Origin of the sequence: Microbacterium testaceum (assembly GCF_003075375.1) — a bacterium.
Taxonomy (GTDB): Bacteria; Actinomycetota; Actinomycetes; order Actinomycetales; family Microbacteriaceae; genus Microbacterium; species Microbacterium testaceum_E.
Genome location: NZ_QDFT01000007.1, coordinates 78646 through 100341 on the forward strand (window position 1 = coordinate 78646; position 21696 = coordinate 100341).

At 71.2% G+C, this 21696-nt stretch carries 19 protein-coding genes; 7 read left to right on the forward strand and 12 right to left on the reverse strand.

Annotation, left to right across the window (positions count from 1 at the left end):
- Positions 1-9: 9 nt before the first annotated feature.
- On the reverse strand, positions 10-918 hold the full coding sequence (locus DC432_RS04570; protein WP_116536870.1) for a Ku protein: 909 nt from the start codon (positions 916-918) through the stop codon (positions 10-12).
- 114 nt (positions 919-1032) lie between these two features.
- On the opposite strand from DC432_RS04570, the gene DC432_RS04575 reads away from it, so the two are divergent.
- Positions 1033-3483, forward strand: a complete 2451-nt coding sequence (locus DC432_RS04575; protein ID WP_116536871.1) for an ATP-dependent DNA ligase — start codon at positions 1033-1035, stop codon at positions 3481-3483.
- On the opposite strand, the gene DC432_RS04580 is transcribed toward DC432_RS04575, so the two are convergent.
- The 3 genes from DC432_RS04580 to DC432_RS04590 form a co-directional block, all read right to left on the reverse strand.
- Positions 3398-4219 (reverse strand): hypothetical protein, encoded by an 822-nt coding sequence (locus DC432_RS04580; protein ID WP_116536872.1) that lies wholly within the window; start codon positions 4217-4219, stop codon positions 3398-3400. The genes DC432_RS04575 and DC432_RS04580 overlap by 86 nt on opposite strands.
- A gap of 141 nt (positions 4220-4360) precedes the next feature.
- The gene (locus tag DC432_RS04585) at positions 4361-5062 is read right to left on the reverse strand and encodes a GNAT family N-acetyltransferase (protein WP_116536873.1); all 702 of its coding nucleotides are present in this window, start codon (positions 5060-5062) and stop codon (positions 4361-4363) included.
- 97 nt (positions 5063-5159) lie between these two features.
- A complete protein-coding gene (locus DC432_RS04590) occupies positions 5160-6077 on the reverse strand; it encodes a cation diffusion facilitator family transporter (RefSeq protein ID WP_116536874.1) in 918 nt (305 codons plus the stop codon).
- A 310-nt stretch (positions 6078-6387) separates the two neighbouring features.
- Here DC432_RS04590 and DC432_RS04595 point away from each other — a divergent pair, with 310 nt between their 5' ends.
- Positions 6388-8589 (forward strand): hypothetical protein, encoded by a 2202-nt coding sequence (locus tag DC432_RS04595; RefSeq protein WP_133177881.1) that lies wholly within the window; start codon positions 6388-6390, stop codon positions 8587-8589.
- Between the two features lie 120 nt (positions 8590-8709).
- On the opposite strand, the gene rdgB is transcribed toward DC432_RS04595, so the two are convergent.
- Genes rdgB through murI form a run of 3 tightly spaced genes read right to left on the reverse strand, consistent with a single transcriptional unit; the run spans position 8710 to position 10888 of the window.
- Positions 8710-9306: an RdgB/HAM1 family non-canonical purine NTP pyrophosphatase gene (gene rdgB, locus DC432_RS04600; protein ID WP_116536876.1), complete on the reverse strand. Its 597-nt coding sequence runs from the start codon at positions 9304-9306 to the stop codon at positions 8710-8712.
- A gap of 1 nt (position 9307) precedes the next feature.
- Positions 9308-10033 carry a ribonuclease PH gene (gene rph / locus DC432_RS04605; protein WP_108317283.1) on the reverse strand — a complete coding sequence of 242 codons (726 nt, stop codon included), beginning with the start codon at positions 10031-10033 and terminating at the stop codon, positions 9308-9310.
- Positions 10034-10069: 36 nt separating this feature from the next.
- Entirely contained in the window at positions 10070-10888 is an 819-nt protein-coding gene (murI, locus tag DC432_RS04610; protein ID WP_116536877.1) for a glutamate racemase, read from the reverse strand.
- 113 nt (positions 10889-11001) lie between these two features.
- On the opposite strand from murI, the gene DC432_RS04615 reads away from it, so the two are divergent.
- Complete coding sequence (locus DC432_RS04615; protein WP_116536878.1) at positions 11002-12327, forward strand: nicotinate phosphoribosyltransferase; 1326 nt, start codon at positions 11002-11004, stop codon at positions 12325-12327.
- Positions 12328-12350: 23 nt separating this feature from the next.
- On the opposite strand, the gene DC432_RS04620 is transcribed toward DC432_RS04615, so the two are convergent.
- The 3 genes from DC432_RS04620 to DC432_RS04630 are packed head-to-tail and all read right to left on the reverse strand — an operon-like array spanning position 12351 to position 16262.
- Positions 12351-12617, reverse strand: coding sequence for a DUF3039 domain-containing protein (locus DC432_RS04620; RefSeq protein ID WP_076676153.1), 267 nt, complete (start codon positions 12615-12617; stop codon positions 12351-12353).
- A gap of 49 nt (positions 12618-12666) precedes the next feature.
- The gene (locus tag DC432_RS04625; RefSeq protein ID WP_243393027.1) at positions 12667-14193 is read right to left on the reverse strand and encodes a hypothetical protein; all 1527 of its coding nucleotides are present in this window, start codon (positions 14191-14193) and stop codon (positions 12667-12669) included.
- A gap of 11 nt (positions 14194-14204) precedes the next feature.
- Entirely contained in the window at positions 14205-16262 is a 2058-nt protein-coding gene (locus tag DC432_RS04630) for an ABC transporter ATP-binding protein (protein WP_207770744.1), read from the reverse strand.
- A 134-nt stretch (positions 16263-16396) separates the two neighbouring features.
- On the opposite strand from DC432_RS04630, the gene DC432_RS04635 reads away from it, so the two are divergent.
- The gene (locus DC432_RS04635) at positions 16397-17311 is read left to right on the forward strand and encodes a hypothetical protein (protein WP_116536880.1); all 915 of its coding nucleotides are present in this window, start codon (positions 16397-16399) and stop codon (positions 17309-17311) included.
- Between the two features lie 71 nt (positions 17312-17382).
- Positions 17383-18717 (forward strand): maltokinase N-terminal cap-like domain-containing protein, encoded by a 1335-nt coding sequence (locus tag DC432_RS04640; RefSeq protein WP_116536881.1) that lies wholly within the window; start codon positions 17383-17385, stop codon positions 18715-18717.
- A 41-nt stretch (positions 18718-18758) separates the two neighbouring features.
- Here the strand turns inward: DC432_RS04640 and DC432_RS04645 are convergent, their stop codons facing one another.
- Positions 18759-19241, reverse strand: a complete 483-nt coding sequence (locus DC432_RS04645) for a MarR family winged helix-turn-helix transcriptional regulator (protein ID WP_116536882.1) — start codon at positions 19239-19241, stop codon at positions 18759-18761.
- 182 nt (positions 19242-19423) lie between these two features.
- Between DC432_RS04645 and DC432_RS16340 the strand changes: the two genes are divergently transcribed.
- Both DC432_RS16340 and DC432_RS04650 read left to right on the forward strand, forming a co-directional pair.
- Entirely contained in the window at positions 19424-19588 is a 165-nt protein-coding gene (locus DC432_RS16340; RefSeq protein ID WP_165801176.1) for a hypothetical protein, read from the forward strand.
- 27 nt (positions 19589-19615) lie between these two features.
- Positions 19616-19957, forward strand: a complete 342-nt coding sequence (locus DC432_RS04650; protein WP_116536883.1) for a hypothetical protein — start codon at positions 19616-19618, stop codon at positions 19955-19957.
- Positions 19958-20146: 189 nt separating this feature from the next.
- On the opposite strand, the gene DC432_RS04655 is transcribed toward DC432_RS04650, so the two are convergent.
- Positions 20147-21688 (reverse strand): S1C family serine protease, encoded by a 1542-nt coding sequence (locus tag DC432_RS04655; RefSeq protein WP_116536884.1) that lies wholly within the window; start codon positions 21686-21688, stop codon positions 20147-20149.
- Positions 21689-21696 lie beyond the last annotated feature (8 nt).

Consider the following 21696-nt stretch of genomic DNA (forward strand, 5'->3'; position numbering starts at 1 on the left):
GACGTCGGATCACGACGCCTTCGACCGCTTCTTCTTGGCCGCCGACGTCGTGTCGGCGGCCTCGTCGTTCGCCGTGGAGCCGTCGGCATCCGTTTTCGAGGTCTTCTTCGACGGCGACGCCGCGCCCGCGCGCGCGGCCCGACTGCGCTCGACGCTCGCGCGGAGCGCCTCCATCAGGTCGATGACCTCGCCGCCGTCGTCGTCCTCGGCCTTGCCGAAGGTGGCATCCGTATCGAGGGCATCGCCCTGCTCGAGCTTCGCGTCGATGAGCGTGCGCAGCTCCTGCTGGTACTCGTCGGTGAACTCCTCGGGGTCGAAGTCCTTCGAGAAGCTGTCGACCAGGGATGCCGACATCTCGAGCTCCTTCGCCGAGATCCGCACGCTCTCGTCCAGGGCCGGGAACGCGGCTTCGCGCACCTCGTCGGCCCACAGCAGGGTCTGCAGCACCAGCACGTCGCCCCGCACCCGCAGGGCGGCGAGGCGCGTCTTCTGCCGCAGCGAGAACCGCACGATCGCGGTGCGGTCGGTCTGCTCGAGCGTCTTGCGCAGCAGCACGTAGGCCTTCGGCGACGAGGAATCGGGCTCGAGGTAGTAGGCCTTGTCGAGGGTGAGCAGATCGACCTGGTCGCTGGGGACGAATTCGACGACCTCGATCTCGCGGCTGCGCTCGCTCGGCAGCGACGACAGATCGTCCTTGGTGAGCACCACGGTCTGCTCGCCGTCGTCGTACGCCTTGTCGATGTCCTGGTACGGAACGACCTCGCCGTCGATCTCGCAGATGCGCTGGTAGCGGATGCGCCCGCCGTCCTTGTTGTGCACCTGGTGCAGCGAGACGTCGTGATCCTCGGTCGCGGAGTACACCTTCACGGGCACGTTGACGAGCCCGAACGTCAGGGCGCCCTTCCAGATCGATCGCATGCGCCCAGTGAACACCGAAAAGGCGGTTGATGCCGAGGGGGTTGTTTCGCGGCAGTCGAGTCCCGCGCGCAAGCCCCGCGGCATCCCCGCCCCCTCCCGTCCTACGCTGGGGCGATGACGGAGCAGACGGTGCGGATCGAGGGCCGTCGGCTGCGCCTGTCCAATCTCGACAAGGTGCTGTACCCCGAGACCGGGACCACCAAGGGCGAAGTCATCGACTACTACTCCCGTATCGCGCCCCTGCTCCTCCCCCACGTCCGCGATCGCCCGCTGACCCGCAAGCGCTGGCCCGACGGCGTCGGCACCGAAACCGACCCCCGGCAGCCGTTCTTCGCGAAGGCGCTCGAGCCGGGCGCGCCGGCGTGGGTGCGGCGGCATCCGATCGATCATTCGTCCGGGGCCAAGGACTACCCCGTGGTCGACGACCTGCCGACCCTCGTCTACCTCGCGCAGGTCGCGAGTCTCGAGCTGCACGTTCCGCAATGGCGCTTCTCGGGCGAGGGCGCGCGGCAGAACCCCGACCGGCTCGTGCTCGACCTCGATCCCGGACCGGGCGTCGACCTGGCGACGTGCGCCGAGGTCGCGCGCTGGGCCCGCGACATCCTGCGCGACATCGGTATGGACCCCCTGCCGGTCACGAGCGGCAGCAAGGGCATCCATCTGTACGCGCGGCTCGACGGCGGCCAGTCCAGCGACGACGTGAGCGCGGTGGCGAAGGAGCTGGCGCGCGCGATCGAGGCGGATCACCCCGACCTCGTGGTCAGCCAGATGGCCAAGGCCGTGCGCGAAGGGCGCGTCTTCATCGACTGGAGCCAGAACAACGGCTCCAAGACGACCATCGCCCCCTATTCTCTGCGCGGTCGCACCCACCCGACGGTCGCCGCCCCCCGCACGTGGGACGAACTCGACGACCCCGGACTGCGGCAGCTGCTCTTCACCGAGGTCCTGGAACGGATGCCGGTCCTCGGCGACCCGCTGGCTCCCGTCGACGAGGGTCACGGTCCCCTGCGCGCCTACCTCTCCAAGCGCACGGCCGGGCGCACCCCCGAGCCGGTCCCCGACGCCCCGCACGGCGCCCCGGCCGAAGAAGGACGTGCCCGCTTCGTCATCCAGGAGCATCACGCGTCGCGGCTGCACTGGGATCTGCGTCTCGAGCGCGACGGGGTGCTCGTCAGCTGGGCCGTCCCCAAGGGCGTTCCGCACACGACCGCCAAGAACAGCCTGGCCGTCATGACCGAGGACCACCCCCTGCAATACCTCGACTTCGCGGGCGAGATCCCGCGCGGCGAGTACGGGGCGGGCGTCATGACCGTCTGGGACACCGGCACCTACGAGCTCGAGAAGTGGCGGGACGACGAGGTGATCGCGACCCTCGAGGGGCGAGAGGACGGGCCGCTCGGTCGGGTGCGCGTCGCGCTCATCCGCACCGAGGGCCGGGGCGAGAAGTCCCAGTGGCTGCTGCACCGGATGAAGACGGATGCCGACGGCCGCCCCCAGCCTGACGGGAACCCCGTCGTGGCCCGGGATCACGCGGGCGCTTCGGACCTCACCCCTCTCCCGGAGACATCCGTAGCGGGATCCGCCGAGCCGACCCTCGCCGAGCTGCGGCCGATGCTCTCCACGTCGGCGACCGCGGGGATCGCCCGCGCCGCCGCCGAGCGGTGGGAATCGCCGTGGGTCGAGATGAAGTGGGACGGCATCCGGGGTCTCGGGATCTGGGACGGCCGCCGCCTGCGGTTGCGGTCACGCAACGGCAACGATCTGACGGCGACGTATCCCGAGCTGACCGGGGCCGACCTCGGACTCGGCGACCTCCCCGCCGTGGTGGACGGCGAGATCGTCGCCCTCGACGAGCAGGGGCGTCCCAGCTTCCCCCTGCTGCAGAAACGGATGAACCTCGCTCAGCCCCGCGAGATCGAGCGCGAGGCCGCGCGGGCGCCCGTGCAGCTGTACCTGTTCGACGTGTTGTCCGCGGGCGGGCGGGACGTGGCATCCCTCCCCCTTCGCGAGCGGCGGCGCGCGCTCGAGCAGCTGACCGCGGGCGCGGGGCTGCCCGTCGTCGTGCCCCCGGTCTTCGACGATGTGGATGCCGCCGTCGCGACGAGCGCGAGCTTCGGCCTCGAGGGCGTCGTGGTGAAGGATCCCTCGTCGACCTATCGCCGCGGGGTGCGGTCGGAGCAGTGGCTCAAGGTCAAGCACTCGCGCACGCAAGAGGTCGTGATCGGGGGCATCCGGCCCGGCAAGGGCCACCGGTCGGGATCGATCGGGTCGCTGCTCGTCGGCGTCCCCACGGTCGACGGCCTGCGCTATGCGGGCCGGGTGGGCTCCGGATTCGGCGAGCAGACCCTCGCGCGTCTCGCCGAGGTGCTGGAGCCGCTGCGCACCACCGAGAACCCGTTCGTCGGAGTGCCCGCGGCCGACGCACGGGATGCGCTGTGGGTACGACCCGAACGGGTGGGCGAGGTCGAGTTCGCCGAGTTCACCCCGGGTGGGATCCTGCGTCAGGCGCGGTGGCGCGGGCTGCGTCCGGACAAGGCGCCGGACGAGGTCGTCCGGGAGCAGTGACGCCGCGGGGCGTCTCGAGCGGAGGGTCGGCGCTCTCCGCTGCCGCACTCGCTCGCGCGATGTCGCAGACGGGGCTCCCGGCCGCCGCGGCGACGGCGCTCTCGGCGCGACGCCGTGCGCGTCCCACCACGACGCCCGCCGCGAGGAGGACCAGGATGCCACCGCCCCACCACACCGCCACGGGAGTCCGATCGGTGGCGGGGCGCGTCGGAACCAGGTTCCGGCGGTAGACCGCATATGCCTGGAGTGCCGCCGCATCGGCGACCCCGTCTCGGTCCAGGTCCTCTTCTCCGGTCGCGCACGCGGCCGTGCCGCAGACGACGAACTCGACCCAGTCCGGGACGCCGTCATGGTCGGCATCCTCACGTCCGTTCGAGCACGTGGCGGTGCCGCACACGAATCGCTCGACGAAATCGGGGATGCCGTCGCCATCCCCGTCGCCGCGCGGATCGGTGCACCGTCGCGAACCGCAGGGCGGAATCTCGACGACATCGGTGATGCCGTTGCCGTTGCCGTCGGCTCCCGTCCGTGCGCAGGTCACCGACCCGCACACGACGCGCTCGACGGCATCCGGGATGGCGTCACCGTCGCTGTCGAGGGGGTCGGTGGTGACCGCGGTCCCCGAGGGCGCGGGCGACACCGCGGCAAGCGCGGGCGCCTGCGCGCACGAGAGGCCGACGGCCGTCGCGAGGACGAAAGCCAGAGCGAAGGCGCGGACGGCCGAGCGGGAGGGCACGCGTCACGATGGCGCGGCCGCCGTGTCATCCCGAACACTCGTCTCGGAAAGACGCGGCAGGGCGCCCCGCGAAACACCCACTCCTTCACCCCGTCAGCGGTGCGGGCACCTGGAGGTTCGCCCAATGCGAGCCCGACGCGCTCAGGAGTCGATGACGGTCCACTCCCCGAAACGTCGGAACCCCGCCGCGATCGCCAGGGCGATCGAGGGGGCGTTGTCGAGCTGGCAGCGGTACTGGGGCTCGTACCCGCGGGCCAGCGCCTCGGCCGACAGCGCGCGCACCGTCACCCGTGCCAGCCCTCGACCGCGGAACTCGGGCAGCGTGATCACGCCGAGGTCGGCGAGGTGGGTCGCTCCCCACGGATACATGCTGCCCACCGCCGCGAGTCGCGCGTCGACGAAAGTGCCGACCACGAGCCAGTGATCGAGTTCGACGAACGCCTCGTCGAGCTCGTGCGCGGGCGCAGCGGCGACCATGTCAGCGAAAGCCGGTGCGTCATCCGCCGTGAGTCGGCGGGTGTGGATGCCATGCCCTTCGGCCGCGACCGCCTCCTGCTCCTCGACCGGCAGGTAGAAGAGATGGTCGGGGTCGTTCAGAGCGACCCCCGCGGCGGCGATGCGCGTCGTGGCCTCGACGGCGGGAATGGTCTCGCCGTCGTCGAGACCGATCCGCTCGGCCTGCCCGGCCGAGACGGCGACGATCGTCGGACCGCCCTCCATCCGCACCACCGACACCGCGCGATTGGCGGGCAGATCGGGATCGACGACGACGAACGCCTCTTCTTCGGGAACGTGCGCCGCTCGCGCGGGAAGCCAGTGATCGGTGACGACAGCGGTGAACATGGCAGACCTTCCGGGGGGTGGGTGTCTGCTCGCAGGCTACCCGAGCCCCTCCGCCCGGCCGAGGATTCTCGACGGATTCCCCGCTCTTGAGATCGGGTCAGGCGTGACGCGAGTCGTGCTCGATGTGCCCCGCGGGCTCGAGCTGGAAGGTCGAGTGCTCCACGTCGAAGTGGTCGGCCAGACACGTCTGCAGCGACGCGAGGATCGCCGCCGCGCGGCCATCGGTCAGGGCGGCGTCCTCGACGATCACGTGCGCACTGAAGACCGGGGCACCGCGGGTGAGCTGCCACACGTGCACATCGTGGACGTCGACGACGCCGTCCGCCTCGCGCAGATGCTCGCGGATCTCCGCGACGTGCACCCCGACGGGCGCCGACTCGGTCAGCACGACCACGACCTCGCGCAGCAGCCCGATGGCCCGCGGGACGATCATGACCGCGATCAGCAGCGAGGCGAGGGCATCCGCCTGCACGAAACCGGTCGTCACGATGACCACGGCCGCGATGATCACCGCGATAGATCCGATCAGGTCGCCCAGCACCTCGAGATACGCGCCGCGGACGTTGATGCTGCGCTTCTGCGCGCGACCGAGCAGCCACATCGACACCGCGTTCGCGATCATGCCGACGGTCGCCACGACGAGCATGAGGCCGCCCTGCACCTCGGCGTCGGCCGGAACCAGCAGACGTTGCACCGCTTCGACCCCCACCCAGGTGCACAGGACGATGAGGATGACGCCGTTGACCAGCGCACCGAGCACCTCGGCACGCTGGTATCCGAACGTTCGGCGATCGTCGGCCGGCCGCGCGGCGATCGCAGTGGCCACGAGCGCGACGACCAGGGCCGCCGCATCGGTGAACATGTGAGCCGCGTCGGCGAGGAGCGCGAGCGACCCCGACACGATGGCTCCGACGATCTGCACGACCATCACCGTGGCGGTCAGCGCCAGGGCGATGGCGAGCAGGCGCTTGTCGCCGGCATCGCGGATGCCACCGGCGGGCGCGTGATCGTGCATGGATCCAGCGTAGGACCGGGGCCGTCGGCGCCGCGCGGTGTGGCGGCAGTCGGGAATGAGAACCGGTGTCGCCGCAGCCGGGCGGGTGGCGTCGTCGGTGGGGGTGATGGTGGGGGTGACGGTGGGTGGGCCGGCAACACCGCTTCTCCACAGCTTTGCCCCGATGAGCGAGTTGTTCACAGTCCCTCACCCCCCGCCAGGTCGGGTGGTGATGGCCCTGCGGGCGCGGGTGGACCGTAAGAAGAACCTGATGTCCGGTCGTCCCGCAACGCCGGACGACCTCACCGTGTTGTTCGAAAGGATCGATCCCGTGACAGAAACGACCCTCCCCGAGGTGTCTCCCGCGACGCCCACCTCGGTCTCGCGTCGAACCGTGCTGATCGGGTCCGCTTTCGCGGTGCCGGCGATCACCCTCACGGCGGCCACTCCCGCGCTGGCGGTGTCGGGCCCGACGCTGGCGTTCAATCAGCCGTCGTACACCGCGCCCGGATGCTCCACGATCTCGGGCGTCAAGATCACCGCTCAAGAAGCCGGAGCGCCGAAGGCGGGAATCGCCGTGACGGCATCGCTGTCCACCGGGTACACCTTCTCGGACGGCAGCTCGTCGACGACCTCCACCACCGGAGCCGACGGCACGGTCACCCTGCTCGCGATCAACGTGCCCTCCGTCGGGGGCAGCGGCACGATCACCGCCACCGCGTCCGGCGCCACGAGTACGACGTCGACGCTGACGGGAACCGCCCCCACCTTCGCCGCTTACCTCCGTTCCGGCACCAGGACCGCCGGCTCGGGGGTGCCGGCCAACGCGAAGCCGCTCTCCGGCGGACTGTTCCTCACCCGCGACAAGGACGTCATCGATGCGGTGACGGGCAAAACCCTCGTCAAGAGCGTCGACGCCGCGGGCACGCTGCTCAGAGACGGCACCGACACCTGGCTGGCGACGCGCTACACCGACGGCACCACTGGCCTCGTCCGCAACACCACGCAGCTTCCGACGACGGGCAACGTCGATCCGGGCTCGACACCGATCGGCTACACCGTGTTCCTCAGCCCCGACGGGCGTCTGGTCGACGGCTTCGCCAACAAGCAGTACGCCACCGGCATCCGCTCCGTGGGCACGATCACGATCGACGCCGCCCACGTCTGGTGGCTCGCTCTGGCCAAGACCGACGGGACCTTCAGCTACATCCAGGGCAAGACCCAGAACTCCACCGGCGTCGCCAACACCACCGAGATCCCCTGCCCCGCCATCCCCGCCGGGTCCACCCCCACCGCAGCCGGCTTCCTCACCACGGACGGCCGCCTGCTCGACCGCACCGGCAACGTCCTGGCCACCAACGTGGCCAAGGTGGGAACCCCCTTCGTCACCGGCTCGCCCGCTCGCACCCCCCTGCAGAAGACCGACGGCACCGCGACCTACCTCGAGAACAACACCGAGAAGACGGCGGTGGACGTGCCCTACGGCTCCACCCCTCTCACCGACGCGGTGTTCCTGACCGTCGACGGACTCGTCATCGACGGGACCACCGGCAAGCTGATCGCTACGGACGTGGCGACCCCCGGCGGAGTCTTCGTGGATGGCAACAACCAGTGGGTCATCCCCCTCAGCGTCCGGACGACCACCCCCACCCTGTTCCGCGTCGACCAGTACGGCTACACCTACGACTACGCCGCCAAGAACACCCCGGCCGGATCGACGGCCGTGGCGTACTCCTACTTCCGCACCCCCGACAACAAACTCGTCGACGGTCAGACCGGGACCGTCCTCGCGAACGACATCGACACCTGGGGCTGGATCTTCACCGACGCCAAGAAGGACTACGCCCTGCCGCTGCGCAAAACGGACGGCACCACCTCGTTCATCCTGAACGGGACCGAAACCGCCACCGTCGGCGTCCCCGCGAACTCCCGGCCGATCGGGAACAGCTCCTTCCTCACCGCGGACGGCCGCCTGATCCGCGGAAAAGACGGCACCATCGAAGCCACCGGTGTCAAAGCCGTCGGACAGATCTTCCTCATGCTGCCCAACTTCACCGCCCTGGTCCCCCTCCTCAAGACCGATGGGTCCTGCGTCTACCTCGAAGACGGCGTCGAAAAGGCCGCCCAAGGAGTACCCAACGGCTCGCAACCCGTCGCCAGCACCTACTTCCGCACCACCGACGGACGACTCATCGATGGCGCCACCGCGACCGTGACCGCAACCAACGTCGACATCTGGGGCCAGATCTGGCTGGAGCAATACCTCGGAAACCAGGGGAACTGGGACCTGCCATTGCGGAAGACCGACGGGTCGTTCACCCTCGTTCGGAATGCGTCCGAGATCGCCGCGCAGAATGTCCCCGCAGGCTCGATACCCGCAACAGCCGCAGGATTCCTCGCCCCCAACGGAGACTTCTTGAACGGCTTCGGCGGCACCGTCGAACGGACCGGCATCGCAACCTTCGGCCAGACCTTCCTCACCTCGGGCAACGAGGCGTGGCGAGCGTACGGCGCACGCCCGCAGACCTGCTGACGACCACCCCGTCGCAACAGCCCCGTGTGATGGCCGCCTGCCGCTCGTCGAAACGACGAGCTCAGGCGGCCATCGTGCGCTCGTCCCGTCGAAAGCAGCCCCGCGACCCGGAAGCGACCGTCACAGGGTGACGAGAAGCGGCACCAGCTCCCGGAAGGCCCGCGAACGATGCGACTGCGCGTTCTTCTCGGCCGCCGTCCACTCGCCCACGGTGCGTTCGTCGCCCGCCGGCTGACCGTCGGGCACGAAGATCGGGTCGTACCCGAACCCGCCCGGCCCGGCCGGCGATGTCGCCAGACGACCGGGCCAGCGACCCTCGACCGTGTCCTCGGTGCCATCGGGTCGCACGAGCGCGATCACCGACACGAACTGGGCGGAGCGGTGCGGATCCGCGACATCGGACAACTGATCGAGCAGCAGCTCGAGGTTGGCGGTGGCATCCTTCTGGTGTCCGGCCCAGTAGGCCGAGAACACCCCGGGCGAGCCGCCCAGCACGTCCACCGCGACACCGGAATCGTCGGCCAACGCCGGCAGTCCGGTGTGCTGCGCCGCCGCGCGCGCCTTGATCAGCGCATTCGCGGCGAACGTCACCCCGTCCTCGACCGGCTCGGGGCCGTCGTAGCCGATGACCTCGAGGTCGGGGCGCACCTCGGCGACGATCGCCTGGAACTCCTCGACCTTGTGCGGGTTGTGGGTGGCGAGGACGACGCGAGCCATCTCAGCCCTCGAGAGCCGTGGTCTGGATGCCGCGCAGCTCGGCGCAGCCGTTCACACCCAGCTCCAACAGCTGGTCGAGCTCGCGCTTGTCGAACGGGGCGCCCTCTGCGGTTCCCTGCACTTCGACGAACAGTCCGCGGCCGGTGACGACGACGTTCATGTCGGTCTCGGCGCGGACGTCCTCGACGTAAGCCAGGTCCAGCATCGGCTCGCCGTCGATGATGCCGACCGACACCGCCGCGACGGAGTCGCGCAGCACCTCGGAGCGCTGCGCGATGAACTTCTTCTCGCGGCCCCAGGCGATGGCATCCGCCAGGGCGACGTAGGCACCCGTGATGGCGGCGGTGCGCGTGCCGCCGTCGGCCTGCAGGACGTCGCAGTCGATGACGATCGTGTTCTCGCCCAGCGCCTTCGTGTCGACGACCGCGCGCAGCGCGCGGCCGATCAGGCGCGAGATCTCGTGCGTGCGACCGCCGACCTTGCCCTTGATGCTCTCGCGGTCGTTGCGGCTGTTCGTCGCGCGCGGGAGCATCGCGTACTCGGCGGTGACCCAGCCCTTGCCCTTGCCGGTCAGCCAGCGCGGAACGCCGTTGGTGAACGACGCCGTGCACAGCACCTTAGTGCCGCCGAAGGTCACGAGCGCAGAGCCCTCGGCGTGCGCCGACCATCCGCGCTCGATGGTCACGGGGCGCAGCTGATCGTTCGTGCGGCCGTCTTTGCGGGTCATGGGGTCCTCCAGGGGAACGGGGATGGATGCCACGCGTCAGCGCGGCAGGTCGATGGCGCCGGTCTGCACGAGTTGCACCTCGCGCACCTCCCGGCCCATGAGGCGGTGCGCGAGGCGCACGAAGTCGTCGGCCGACGACCCGGTGGCCTCGTACCGGTGGTGGGGGACGGCATCCGGGCTCGCGAGGAGGTCGCGCGAGACCAGCTGCCGGAAGACGTCCTTCGCCGTCTCGCTGTCGCTGGAGACGAGACTGACGTCGGGGCCCATGACGTAGCTGATGACGCCCTCGAGGAACGGATAGTGCGTGCAGCCGAGCACGAGCGTGTCGACCCCCGCGTGGCGCAGCGGCGCGAGATACTGCTCGGCGGTGGCGAGGACCTCGGGCGAATCGGTGATGCCCGCTTCGACGAACTCGACGAAACGCGGCGCCGCCTCGGCGAACACCGTCAGGCGCTCGTTGACCTCGAGCATGTCCTGGTAGGCGCGGGAGCCGATCGTGCCCACCGTGCCGATCACGCCGATGCGGCCGTTGCGGGTGGTCGACATGGCCGTGCGGACCGCGGGCCCGATCACCTCGACGACGGGGACGTCGTACCGCTCCCGAGCGTCGCGCAGCATCGCGGCCGACGCGGTGTTGCACGCGATGACGAGCATCTTCACGCCCTGGTCGACGAGCGTGTCGAGCACCTCGAGCGCGTACTTGCGGACGTCGGCGATCGGTTTGGGGCCGTAGGGCGAGCGTGCGGTGTCGCCGATGTAGAGCACCGACTCGCGCGGCAGCTGCTGCGACACGGCCCGGGCGACGGTGAGACCGCCGACCCCCGAGTCGAAGATCCCGATCGGCGCGTCGTTCATAGGGGTCCAGCCTATCGGGCGGGCTCCGGCGGCGCGGGCGGGTGGGCGGGGCGACCTGTCAACCAGGTGCGGGGCAACCGGAGCGGGCGCGGGAGCCGCAATAGGCTGGCGCCATGAGCCGCAGCACCGCCCTGCACACCGACCGCTACGAACTCACCATGCTCGACGCCGCTTTGCGCGACGGCACCGCCTCGCGCCGCTGCGTGTTCGAGGTGTTCGGACGCCGCCTGTCGGGCGGACGCCGCTTCGGCGTGGTCGCGGGCACGGGCCGGCTGCTCGAGGCGATCCGCGACTTCCGCTTCGGCGAGGACGAACTGCGGTTCCTGCGCGACGAGAGGATCGTGGATGCCACCACCGTCGACTTCCTCGCCGATTACCGCTTCACGGGGTCGGTCACCGGGTACCGCGAGGGCGAGGTGTACTTTCCCGGGTCGCCGCTGCTGACCATCGAGGGCACCTTCGCCGAGGCCGTCCTTCTCGAGACGCTGGCCCTCAGCATCCTGAACTACGACTCCGCCGTCGCCACGGCGGCGGCCCGCATGAGCGTCGCCGCGGGCGACCGCCCGCTGGCCGAGATGGGCTCACGCCGTGCCAGCGAAGAAGCCGCCGTCGCAGCCGCTCGCGCCGCGTACATCGCCGGGTTCTCGGCCACCAGCAACCTCGAGGCCGGCCGCCGCTGGGGCGTGCCGACCATGGGCACCGCCGCGCACGCGTGGACGCTGCTTCACGACACCGAAGAGGACGCGTTCCGCTCGCAGATCGATGCCCTGGGAACCGGGACCACCCTGCTCATCGACACGTACGACATCACCGAGGGCGTCCGCACCGCGGTCCGGGTGGCCGGCACCGAGCTCGGCGGGGTGCGTATCGACTCCGGCGACCTGCCGATCGTCGCGGGTGACGTCCGCGCCCTGCTCGACGAACTCGGAGCGACCGGCACGCGGATCACCGTGACCAGCGACCTCGACGAGTACGCGTTGGCGGCGCTGGCGGCATCCCCCGTCGATTCCTACGGGGTGGGCACCTCGGTGGCGACCGGTTCGGGCGTTCCCACCGCGGGGCTGGTGTTCAAGCTCGTCGCCCGCGAAGCCGCCGACGGATCCTGGGTGGGCGTGGCCAAGGCCTCGGCCGAGAAAGCGTCGCACGGGGGTCGCAAGGCCGCTTTCCGCACGCTCGACGCGGGCACGGCCACGTCGGAGCTCGTGGTCGTCAGCGACGGGTTCGAAGAGCTGTCGACGGCCGCCGAGCACCCCGACGCCCGCGCTCTGCAGACCACGCTGATGGTGCGAGGAGAAGCAGATGCCGCGGCCCTCGGACACGAGGGGGTGGCGGCGGCCCGCGCTCACCACGCACGGGTGCGCGAGGAGCTGCCCGTTCGCGCGCTGGCGCTCAGCAAGTCCAACCCGGCGCTGCCGACGGAGTACCGCGACGCCGAGTGACGCCCGGGCCTACCCGGAGGGCGTCAATTGACGAGGGACTCGTAGATCTCTTTGCACTGCGGGCAGACGGGGAACTTCTCGGGGTCGCGCCCCGGCGTCCACTTCTTGCCGCAGAGCGCGCGGACGGGCTTTCCCGTGATCGCGGACTCGAGGATCTTGTCCTTCTTCACGTAGTGCGAGAAGCGCTCATGGTCGCCGGGCTCGATGTTCTCTTCGCGGATGAGCTCTTCGAGCTCGCGGTCGAGGGTTGCGAGGCCCCCGCTGTCCGGTCTGTCGAGAGGCGTGCTCATGGAGAGCCAGTGTAGTCGCGGACGCGGGGATCGGGTCGGCGGGGCCGGGTCAGGTGGCTTCGGCGAACTCCATGAGCCGGGTTCCGCGACGCTCGAACAGCACCGCACCGATGGCGACTCCGACGACCAGGACGCCCGCGCCGATGCCGACGCCGACCCAGAGGGCGAACAGGGAATCGACGGTGTCGCCGTTGATCGCCTGCCAGGTCAGCACCGCCGACGGCAGGGAGGCGAGGACGGCGCCGGCCATGACGAGCCCCTGAGCCACCACACCCCCGGAACCGGTGCGCTGCGGCTGCTGGAAGGGACTGTCTCCCGGCCGCGACACGGCGTAGGGCGCGAGGACCGACGAGATGCTCGACAGTCCGAGACCGGCCAGGAACAGTGCTGCGCACACGCCGACCATCGCGGGGAAGACGGCCCAGCGGCCGTGCACGACGATCGCGAGCGGCAGGCTCACCGCAAGGATCGGGATGCCGATGAGCAGCACCGGGATGAGGCGGCCGATGCGGTCGGGCGCTCCGCGCATTCCGCTCGCGATGTGCATCCACAGGGCGGTCGAGTCGTACGCGAGGTCGTTGTGCGGGAGCCAGCCGAAGAACAGCGCCATGATCGGCACGGGCAGGAGCACCGCGAGTTCGAGAGGGACACCGGCGACGAGCAGCGGAACGGTCGACACGACGGCGGCGATCGGCACGATGACGACGTTGACGAGGTAGCGGCGATCGCGGAGCCAGTACGACAGGCTGCGCGCGGCGACCGCTCCCCCGGGCGTGCCGGGCAGCAGCGCGAACCACCCGAGCCCGCCGCGCTCGCGCACCGGGACCGGGCGGGGCGTCGAGGTGAGCAGCACGGTGACGAGCGCGAACCACGCCACGGCGAGCACGGCCACCGTGGCGAGCGCGACGACGACGCTGCCGACAGCCGCTCCCGCCGAGGGCGCCAGGGCGATCCCCCACGCCGCGCCGATCGGCGTCCAGGCCAGGATCTCGGCGGCCGAGGCGAGCTGCGAGGGCACGACCCCCCGCCACTCGAGCGAGCCGAGGAACACCCCGACCGGGACGACGACGACAAGCACCGCCACGAGGTACACGCTCATCAGCTCGCGCGACTGTCGCGGTCGGCGCACCAGGGCGCCGAGGGCCATGCTGACGCGTGCGAACAGCACGCACGTGGTCACCCCCAGGACGACGGATGCCACGCTCGCGACGGCGTTGGCGCCGTGTGCGCCCCACGCGATGGCGAGCGCCACCCCCAGAACCAGCACGACCACGACGGGGACGCTGAGGAATCCGGCGAGCAGCAGTGCCCCGGCGAGGGGCCGCGGCTCGGGGCCGACGACCGCGAAGCGTCGGGGATCGAGCGGGTCCACGGAGGCGGTGACGGGCGGCCCGACGGCGAAGCCGAGGGTGACCGCCGACCCGGCGAGCACGGTGACGACCGCGGTCGTCAGGCGCCCGGCATCCGCGAGTCCGGCGGCGCTCATGGCGGCGACGACGGTCGCGGCGATGAGGACGATCACGCCGAGCGACCGGCGGATGACGTCGCGACGGTCGCCCCGGAGGGCGCCCAGCATCATGGCCAGCCTCAGGCGGAGAACGTGTGCAACCATTCGAGGCCCTCCACGTCGCCGAGTCCGCCGGACAGCTCGCGGAACCGTTGCTCGAGCGTTCCCTCGCCGCGCACCTCGTCGACGGTGCCTTCGGCCAGCACCTGGCCCGACACGATGACGGCCACGCGCGAGCAGACGCGCTCGACGAGCTCCATGCCGTGACTGGACAGGATGACCGTCCCGCCGTGATCGACGTAGGCGCCGAGGATGTCGAGGATCACGCCGCTCGAGACGGGGTCGACCGCCTCGAAGGGTTCGTCGAGCACCAGCAGCCGCGGGGAGTGGATCATCGCGCCGGCGAGCATGACCTTCTTGGTCATACCGGCGGAGTAGTCCGAGACGGGGCGGGCGAGCGCGTCGACCAGGTCGAAAGCGCGGGCGAGGTCGGCCATGCGGCTCTCGACCAGACCGCTGGGCAGCCCCCGCAGCGCCCCGTAGTACGACAGCAGCTGACGACCGGTGAGGCGGTCGAACGTGCGCAGGCGGTCCGGCAGCACACCGATGAGCTTCTTCGCCTCGCGGGCCCGCTTCTTGGCGTCGACGCCGTTGATCGTGACCGTCCCCGTGTCGGCGCGCAGCAGACCGGCGATGATCGACAGGGTGGTCGTCTTGCCGGCGCCGTTGGGGCCGACCAGTCCGTAGAAAGAGCCCGCCGGCACGGTCAGATCGATCGCGTCGACGGCGCGCAACTCGCCGAAGTTCTTCGTCACGTGCCGCAACGCGAGGGCGGGGACAGCGGTCTCGTCGTCGGTGTCGGGGGAAACGAATGCCACGGCCTCGACCTCGAGGGCAGGCTGGGCGATAACGGCGGTCGCGGTTGCCGACGGGGGTTCGGCGTCGGGGGCCTCGGCGTCGGTGTCGACCGCAGGCTCGATGGTCCGCTCATCGGGCGTGACGTCGGAATCGAGCTCGTCGACGCGCACGTCGGGCGGCGTGGGATCGACCGGCGTCGTCCCTGCGGCTTCGACGTCGGTCGACGGCTCCTCGGGATCGGTAGCCTGGACCGGCTCCGGGTTCTCGTCGACGTCGATCGACTCAACGACAGGCTCCTCGACCGCGGCATCTGCCGGCGTCGGATCCGCCGCAACGGGCGCATCTTCGACCACAGGCTCCTCGACCGCGACGTCCGCCGGCGTCGGATCCGCCGCAACCGACGCACCCTCGACCACAGGCTCCTCCACCGCGGCATCCGCCGGCGTCGGATCCGCCGCGGGCGTCGAATCGATCGCGGCGGGTGCGTCCTCGACGATGTCGTCCGTCGACGACGACTCGACCGGTGCGGCCGAGGGCGCAGGCGCCACGGAAGCAGTCGCGGGCAGCGGCGGGCGCGGCGGAACGACGATGTCGTCGAGCTCGAGGACGGGAGAGACCGGCGGAGCGGTGGGACCCGGCTGGGACACCACATCATTCGGGGTGGCGACCTTCTGCGCCGCGGTCTTCGTCTCGAGCGTGCTCTCATCGGCCGCTGTCGGCGCCTGCGATGCGTCAGCCTCGGGCGCCGGGGACGCAGCCGCGGCGCGCGGGGCAGCCGGCTTCTTGGCCGTCGTGCGGGGGGTCGCGGGCTTCTTCGCGGCGCCGGTCGCGCTCGCGGTGCGCGGCTTGGCCGTGCCGGCCGCGGCGCGCGGCGTCGCAGGCTTCTTCGCCGCGCCGGCGGCGCGCGGGGTCGCGGGCTTTTTCGCGGAGCTCGCCGTGCCTGCGGCCCCCGCCGCACGCGGCGTGGCGGTGCGCGGAGCGCGGGGCTTCGCGGCGGCCTTGGGCTTCGCGGCGTCGGTCGGTGCGGACGCGTCCGGGGTCGCGGCATCCGTCGACGAAGAAGAGGCGGGCGCCGAGTCGGAGTCCGCCGACGGAGCCGGTTTCGCCGCCGTCTTTCGCGGCGCCGGGCGTTTCGCGGTCGTCGCCCGGGGAGCGCGAGGCGCCCGCGGTTCGGACGGTTCGGCCGTCGACGCGGCGGCCGCGTCGGGTTCGACGCTCGCCGCGGCGCCCTCGGTCTCGGAAGAGGACGTGTCTGGGAGCTCCGGCAGCGACGCTGTCATCGCACCAAACTATCAACCCCCTCCGACAGCCCCCGACCCTTGTGGGAACGGCCCGGGCGTGCCGCGAACGGTCGGGATGCCGGTGAGCGTCCCGGCACCGGCGGGCACTCAGGCTGGGCGTGGAGGATGAGGGCATGTCCGAGAAGGTGCACCGCATCCACTCCCTGCCGAACGACGCGCCCTGGAAGGGCGGATTGCCACCGGTCGGGTCGGAGGAGCACCCCCGGACGATCCGCATGCTGGACCGCGTGCTGTCGGTTCAGCGGCCCGTCGTCCTCGCGCACCTGCGCAGCATCCGGCTGCGTCACCCCGACGCCTCGGTCGCCGAGATCCTGAAGATCCTGGAGCGCCGTTACCTCGCGGCGGTGACCACCGGCGGCGCGGCCGTCGGAGCCACCGCCGTCGTGCCCGGGATCGGCACGGGTGTCACCCTGGCCCTGAGCGGGGTCGAAACCCTCGGCTTCCTCGAGGCGACCGCGCTGTACGCGCAGTCGGTCGCCGAGGTGCACGGCGTCGCCGTCGACGACCCCGACCGCGCTCGCGCGCTCGTCCTGGCGCTCATGCTCGGCAAAGAGGGCGTCGACCTCGTCTCGCAACTCGCCGCACAGGCCTCGGGGCGAGGAACCAGCCGCTCGGGCTACTGGGGCGAGATGATCACGAAGACCCTTCCGCGCGCCGCCGTCGGCCCGCTGGTCGACCGACTCAAGACGACGTTCGTCCGTCAGTTCGCCACCCGCGGCGGGGCCTCGTGGGTCGGCAAGGCGCTGCCCTTCGGCGTCGGTGCGGTGGTCGGCGGCACGGGCAACCACATCCTCGGGCGTCGCGTGCTGGTCAACGCCCGCCGGGCCTTCGGCGCCGCTCCCGCGCAGCTCCCCGCCGATCTCGAGCCGCGTCCGGGCAGTGCGCCCCTCGAGCGCGCGGCCGCCGGGGGTGTCCGCCGCGTCGGCAGCGCCCTCGGTTCGGCGGCGAAGAACGCCCTCCCGCGGCGCCGCACGCGGGACTCCTCCGGGGCCGATGCGACCGCGTCGCCCGAGGGCCCGGCATCCTGATCTCTTCTCATCGACGACACCCCGGGCGCAAGTCCCGCGCGCACCCGGGGTTCGCGCGTTAGCCTCGCCGCATGGGCGACCTCCTCGAATCCCTTGCCTTCTGGATGCCGCGTCAGCGCTGGTACGGCACGAAGGGCCGTGACCCGCGCCTCACGGTCGTCGCCGACTGGCCACTCGATGCCGGGGGCCACCTCCTGCTCGTGCGCGACGAAGCCGTGCAACCGGCGATCGTGTACCAGGTGCCGGTGGTCCGTCGCACCGAGGGGTCCGTTCCCCCGGGCAGTCTGATCGGTCCCGCCGGCGAGGGGCAGGTGTGGGCGGATGCCACGACCGACCCCGCCTTCACCGACCTGCTCTACACGTGGGTCACGGTCGGCGGCGAAGTGGGCACCGCTCAGGACGGCTTCATCGGCATCGCCCTGGTGACCGACCCCGCGGACGCGCCCGCGCCGCGTGCGACCGCGCGGGTGCTGAGCGGCGAGCAGTCCAACACCTCGCTGATCTTCCGCCCCGAGGGCGAGGGTCGGCCCGTGATCTGCAAGCTGTTCCGACAGGTCAACCCGGGCGTCAACCCCGATGTCGAGCTGCAATCCGCCCTCGCGGCCGGCGGTGCCGCGTTCGTGCCCGCCGCGATCGGCGAGGTGCGCGGATCGTGGGTGACGCCCGAGGGCGTGCCGGTGAGCGGCTCGCTCGCCTTCGCCCAGGAGTTTTTCGAGGGCGTCGAGGACGCCTGGCGGGTGGCCCTCGATGCGGCCGCCGCCGGAGAGGACTTCGCCGCCCGCGCCCACGCGCTCGGCGCGAGCGTCGCCGGCATGCACGTCGCCCTCGCCCAGCAGTTCCCCACGGTCGAGCCCGACCAGGCCGACCGCGCGGCGGTCGTCGGCGCCTGGGAGCGGCGGCTCGCGATCGCCCTCGCCGAGGTCCCCGCGCTCGCGCCGTACGCCGAGCGGATCCGCGCGGTGTACGCCGCCGCGGCGACCGCTCCGTGGCCCGCGTTGCAGCGCGTCCACGGTGACCTGCACCTCGGCCAGGTGCTGGACACGGCATCCAATGGGTGGGTGCTGCTGGACTTCGAAGGCGAGCCCCTGCGTCCGATCTCGGAGCGGCTGCGCCCCGACGTGGCGGTTCGCGACGTCGCCGGCATGCTGCGCTCCTTCGATTACGTCTCGGGAGCGGTCGCCGATGACGACGGCGCGTCCGTGCGGGCGTGGGTCATCGCGGCGCAGCAGGCGTTCTTGAGCGGCTACCGCGAGACCGCGGGGGTCGCCGGCGCGGGCGACGACGCGCTGCTCGCGGCCTTCGAGCTCGACAAGGCCGTGTACGAGGCGATCTACGAGACGCGCAACCGCCCCAATTGGGTGGGGATCCCGCTCGCGGCGATCGGACGGCTCGCGCCGCTCGACTGAGCGGCGTGCGCCGGGCCCGGCCCGGCGGCGGGGGCGCGTGCTTACGCCGCGGACGCCGCTTCGTCGGTGAGGGCATCCACCCGGGCGACCTGTTCGTTCGCGGCCTTGGTGGTCTGCTGGAGGAAGTCGGCGAGGTCGATCTCGATCTGCGAGTCGAGGCTGGTGATGATGCGTCGGCACGTCTCGTCGAATCGCGCGAGCTGCGACCACGGCTCTTTCTCGAGGTCGACCGCGAGGTGGATGTGGTTGACGCGACGGTCATCCTGGTCCGACTCGCGCCGCAGGATCTCGCGGCGGACGAGCCGCTCGACCATGGTCGTGACCCCCGCGGAGGTCACCCCGAGGTGCTGGGCCAGGGCGGACGGACGGATGCCGGGGTTCGCGCCGACGTAGGCGAGCGCCTTGGCGTCGAGTTCGTTGACGCCGAGCTGCTTGCGGGCCTGCGCTGCGGCCTCGTCGCGTGAGCGGCAGAACTGGATCAGGGCCGTCATGAGAGGCGAGGTGTCGCCGGTCTCTTCCGTCATCGGTCCGCTCCCCTTCTGTCGGTCGGACGCCCCCACTATATCTAACGAGCTTAGGTACCGGCTCTAGCGGTCAGTCTTCGTGAATGTCAGTGTTCGTAATCATTAGTTCACTTAAATACCTGCTAGGCTACAGATCACCGAGGTTGATCATCCTCGGTCGACACGAAGAAGGGAACGTCCCGATGACCAGCACCGCCCTCACCACGACCGCACCGCTGCGGCACCGTTCCACCTTCGTGCCCACCGCCGGCGCCGTCGCCGGTTCGCGTCTGGCCGCCGTCGTCGTCTGGGCCAGCGTCGCGACGTGCGCCCTGAGCGCCGCCGTCGTCCTCCCCCTCGTTTTCTGACAAACCCGCACCACCAGGAGTCCTCTCATGGGCACGCTCTTCTACAGCTCCGACTCGCAGCCGATCACCATCGACGACCGCCTCCTGCAGTACCTGCAGGTGGTTCTGTCGACCAAGCTCCGCCGCGGCGAATCCTTCACCATCACGTGGACCGACGAAGCCGCCGGCCACAAGCGCACGACCCTGTGGATCCAGCCGTCGATCTCGATGCGCTTCCAGTACACCGCCGTCGAGGCCGCTCCCCTGTCGGGCGGGTACCTGCGCCAGCTCGCCGATCAGGCGTCGATGTCCTCGGGCCTGCTGCTCAACGCGGCCACCTGGCAGCAGAACGAGGACGCGCATCGCGTCCAGCTGCTCGCCGCCGCCTGACGCTCCCCCGCACGCAAATGCCGCCTCACCTTCGTGGGGCGGCATTTTCGCGCGGTGAAACGGTGTCGCCGCCCCACCCCGCGGCATGTTCGCGCGGGCGTGCGAAGGCGGCGCCACCGCCGCACAACGCACGAGACGCCGCCCCGCGATGAAGCGGAGCGGCGTCCTCGTGCCGGGAAGCGGCGGAACTCAGCTGGTCGGCATCGAACCGAGGGTGACCTCGGCCGTCCGCTGCTGACCGTTGCGCAGGTAGGTGACCTGCGCCTGGGACCCGGCGGCCAGGGCGCGCACCTGCGCCGTGAGGTCGATCGAGTTGGTGACCGGGATGCCGTTGAACTCGGTGATGACGTCACCCTTCTGCAGGCCCGCGGCTTGCGCGGCACCGCCGCTGACGGCCTCGGCCACGTACGCGCCGGTGGTGGTCGCGCCCTGCTGGGACGCGGCATCCTGGACCGAGGCACCCAGCAGACCGTGGGTGGCCGAACCGTTCTCGATGATCTCGGTCGAGATGCGCTTGGCGATGTCGGAGGGGATCGAGAAGCCGACGCCGATGTTGCCCGACTGGCCGCCCGACGACGACCCGCCGGCGCTGGCGATGGCGACGTTGATGCCGATCAGCTTCCCCTCGTCGTCGACGAGCGCGCCGCCGGAGTTCCCGGGGTTGATGGCGGCATCCGTCTGGATGACGGCGATCTTGATCGTCTGATTGGTCGACTGCGACTGCTGACCCTGGCCGAAATCGAAGCGGAACGGGCTCTCCTGCCCGGGCTCGGTCTGCTGCTGGTCGGAGCCGTCCGACGGGGCGGCCGACGAAGCGACCTGGATCGAGCGGTTCAGAGCGCTGACGATACCGGTGGTCACCGTGTTCGGCAGGTCGAGAGGGGCGCCGACGGCGACGGTGTTGTCGCCGACGTTGAGCTTCGACGAGTCGCCGAACTCGATCGGGGTCAGTCCCGAGGCGTTCTCGAGCTTGATCACGGCGAGGTCGTACGTGGGGTCGGTGCCGACGACGGTCGCGGCGTACACCTTGCCGTCGCTCGTGGTGACCGAGATGCGGGCGTTCCCGGTCTGGCCGTCAAGGGTGACGACGTGCGTGTTGGTCAGGACGTAGCCGTCCGCGCTCAGCACGACGCCCGATCCGGTTCCGCCGGCCTGCGAGCCGGTCGCGCTGATGGTGACGACGCTGGGCACGACCTTGCTGGCGACCGCGGCGGTGGCGTTGACGTCCTGCGGGTCGTTGACCGTGATGGCGGTGGGGCCCGAGACGGTGGACGCGTTCGAGCCGCCCCACAGGCTGAGGCCCGCATAGGTGCCGCCCAGGCCCGCGCCGCCGCCGACGAGGGCCGCGGCCACGAGCAGGGCCGCGATGCGCGGCGCCGAGCTCTTCTTGCGGGGTTTGTCGGTGGATACCGTGTCAGGCATCGCGAGCGTGGGGTGCGCGTTCGTGGCGCCCGGGCCGAAGGCCTGACCGGTCGGTGCGGTGGCGCCCGTGGGGGCCGAGGCGTAGCCGGGGTGCGCCGAGCCCGCCGCGGGTGCGGGCCAGGCGGCGGCCGCCGCGGCCGGCGAGCGCGTCGGCACGGGGGGCACGTCGTAGCGCGGGGCGGGGGCGGGGGTGCTCTCGCCGAGGTTCGGGGCGTCGTGGCGCGGCGACGTGGGGACGCCGCCGTGCGCGTCGGCCGTGTTGTGGCTGTGGTCGTTACCCTCGGGACGGTTGTCCGTGGTGTCGCTCATGGGATGCT

Coding starts and splice junctions, on each gene's coding strand:
- DC432_RS04570 (WP_116536870.1), bottom strand. CDS start 918: ATGCGATCGATCTGGAAGGGCGCCCTGACGTTCGGGCTCGTCAACGTG.
- DC432_RS04575 (WP_116536871.1), top strand. CDS start 1,033: ATGACGGAGCAGACGGTGCGGATCGAGGGCCGTCGGCTGCGCCTGTCC.
- DC432_RS04585 (WP_116536873.1), bottom strand. CDS start 5,062: ATGTTCACCGCTGTCGTCACCGATCACTGGCTTCCCGCGCGAGCGGCG.
- DC432_RS04590 (WP_116536874.1), bottom strand. CDS start 6,077: ATGCACGATCACGCGCCCGCCGGTGGCATCCGCGATGCCGGCGACAAG.
- rdgB (WP_116536876.1), bottom strand. CDS start 9,306: ATGGCTCGCGTCGTCCTCGCCACCCACAACCCGCACAAGGTCGAGGAG.
- rph (WP_108317283.1), bottom strand. CDS start 10,033: ATGACCCGCAAAGACGGCCGCACGAACGATCAGCTGCGCCCCGTGACC.
- murI (WP_116536877.1), bottom strand. CDS start 10,888: ATGAACGACGCGCCGATCGGGATCTTCGACTCGGGGGTCGGCGGTCTC.
- DC432_RS04615 (WP_116536878.1), top strand. CDS start 11,002: ATGAGCCGCAGCACCGCCCTGCACACCGACCGCTACGAACTCACCATG.
- DC432_RS04620 (WP_076676153.1), bottom strand. CDS start 12,617: ATGAGCACGCCTCTCGACAGACCGGACAGCGGGGGCCTCGCAACCCTC.
- DC432_RS04625 (WP_243393027.1), bottom strand. CDS start 14,193: ATGCTGGGCGCCCTCCGGGGCGACCGTCGCGACGTCATCCGCCGGTCG.
- DC432_RS04630 (WP_207770744.1), bottom strand. CDS start 16,262: ATGACAGCGTCGCTGCCGGAGCTCCCAGACACGTCCTCTTCCGAGACC.
- DC432_RS04635 (WP_116536880.1), top strand. CDS start 16,397: ATGTCCGAGAAGGTGCACCGCATCCACTCCCTGCCGAACGACGCGCCC.
- DC432_RS04640 (WP_116536881.1), top strand. CDS start 17,383: ATGGGCGACCTCCTCGAATCCCTTGCCTTCTGGATGCCGCGTCAGCGC.
- DC432_RS04645 (WP_116536882.1), bottom strand. CDS start 19,241: ATGACGGAAGAGACCGGCGACACCTCGCCTCTCATGACGGCCCTGATC.
- DC432_RS16340 (WP_165801176.1), top strand. CDS start 19,424: ATGACCAGCACCGCCCTCACCACGACCGCACCGCTGCGGCACCGTTCC.
- DC432_RS04650 (WP_116536883.1), top strand. CDS start 19,616: ATGGGCACGCTCTTCTACAGCTCCGACTCGCAGCCGATCACCATCGAC.
- DC432_RS04655 (WP_116536884.1), bottom strand. CDS start 21,688: ATGAGCGACACCACGGACAACCGTCCCGAGGGTAACGACCACAGCCAC.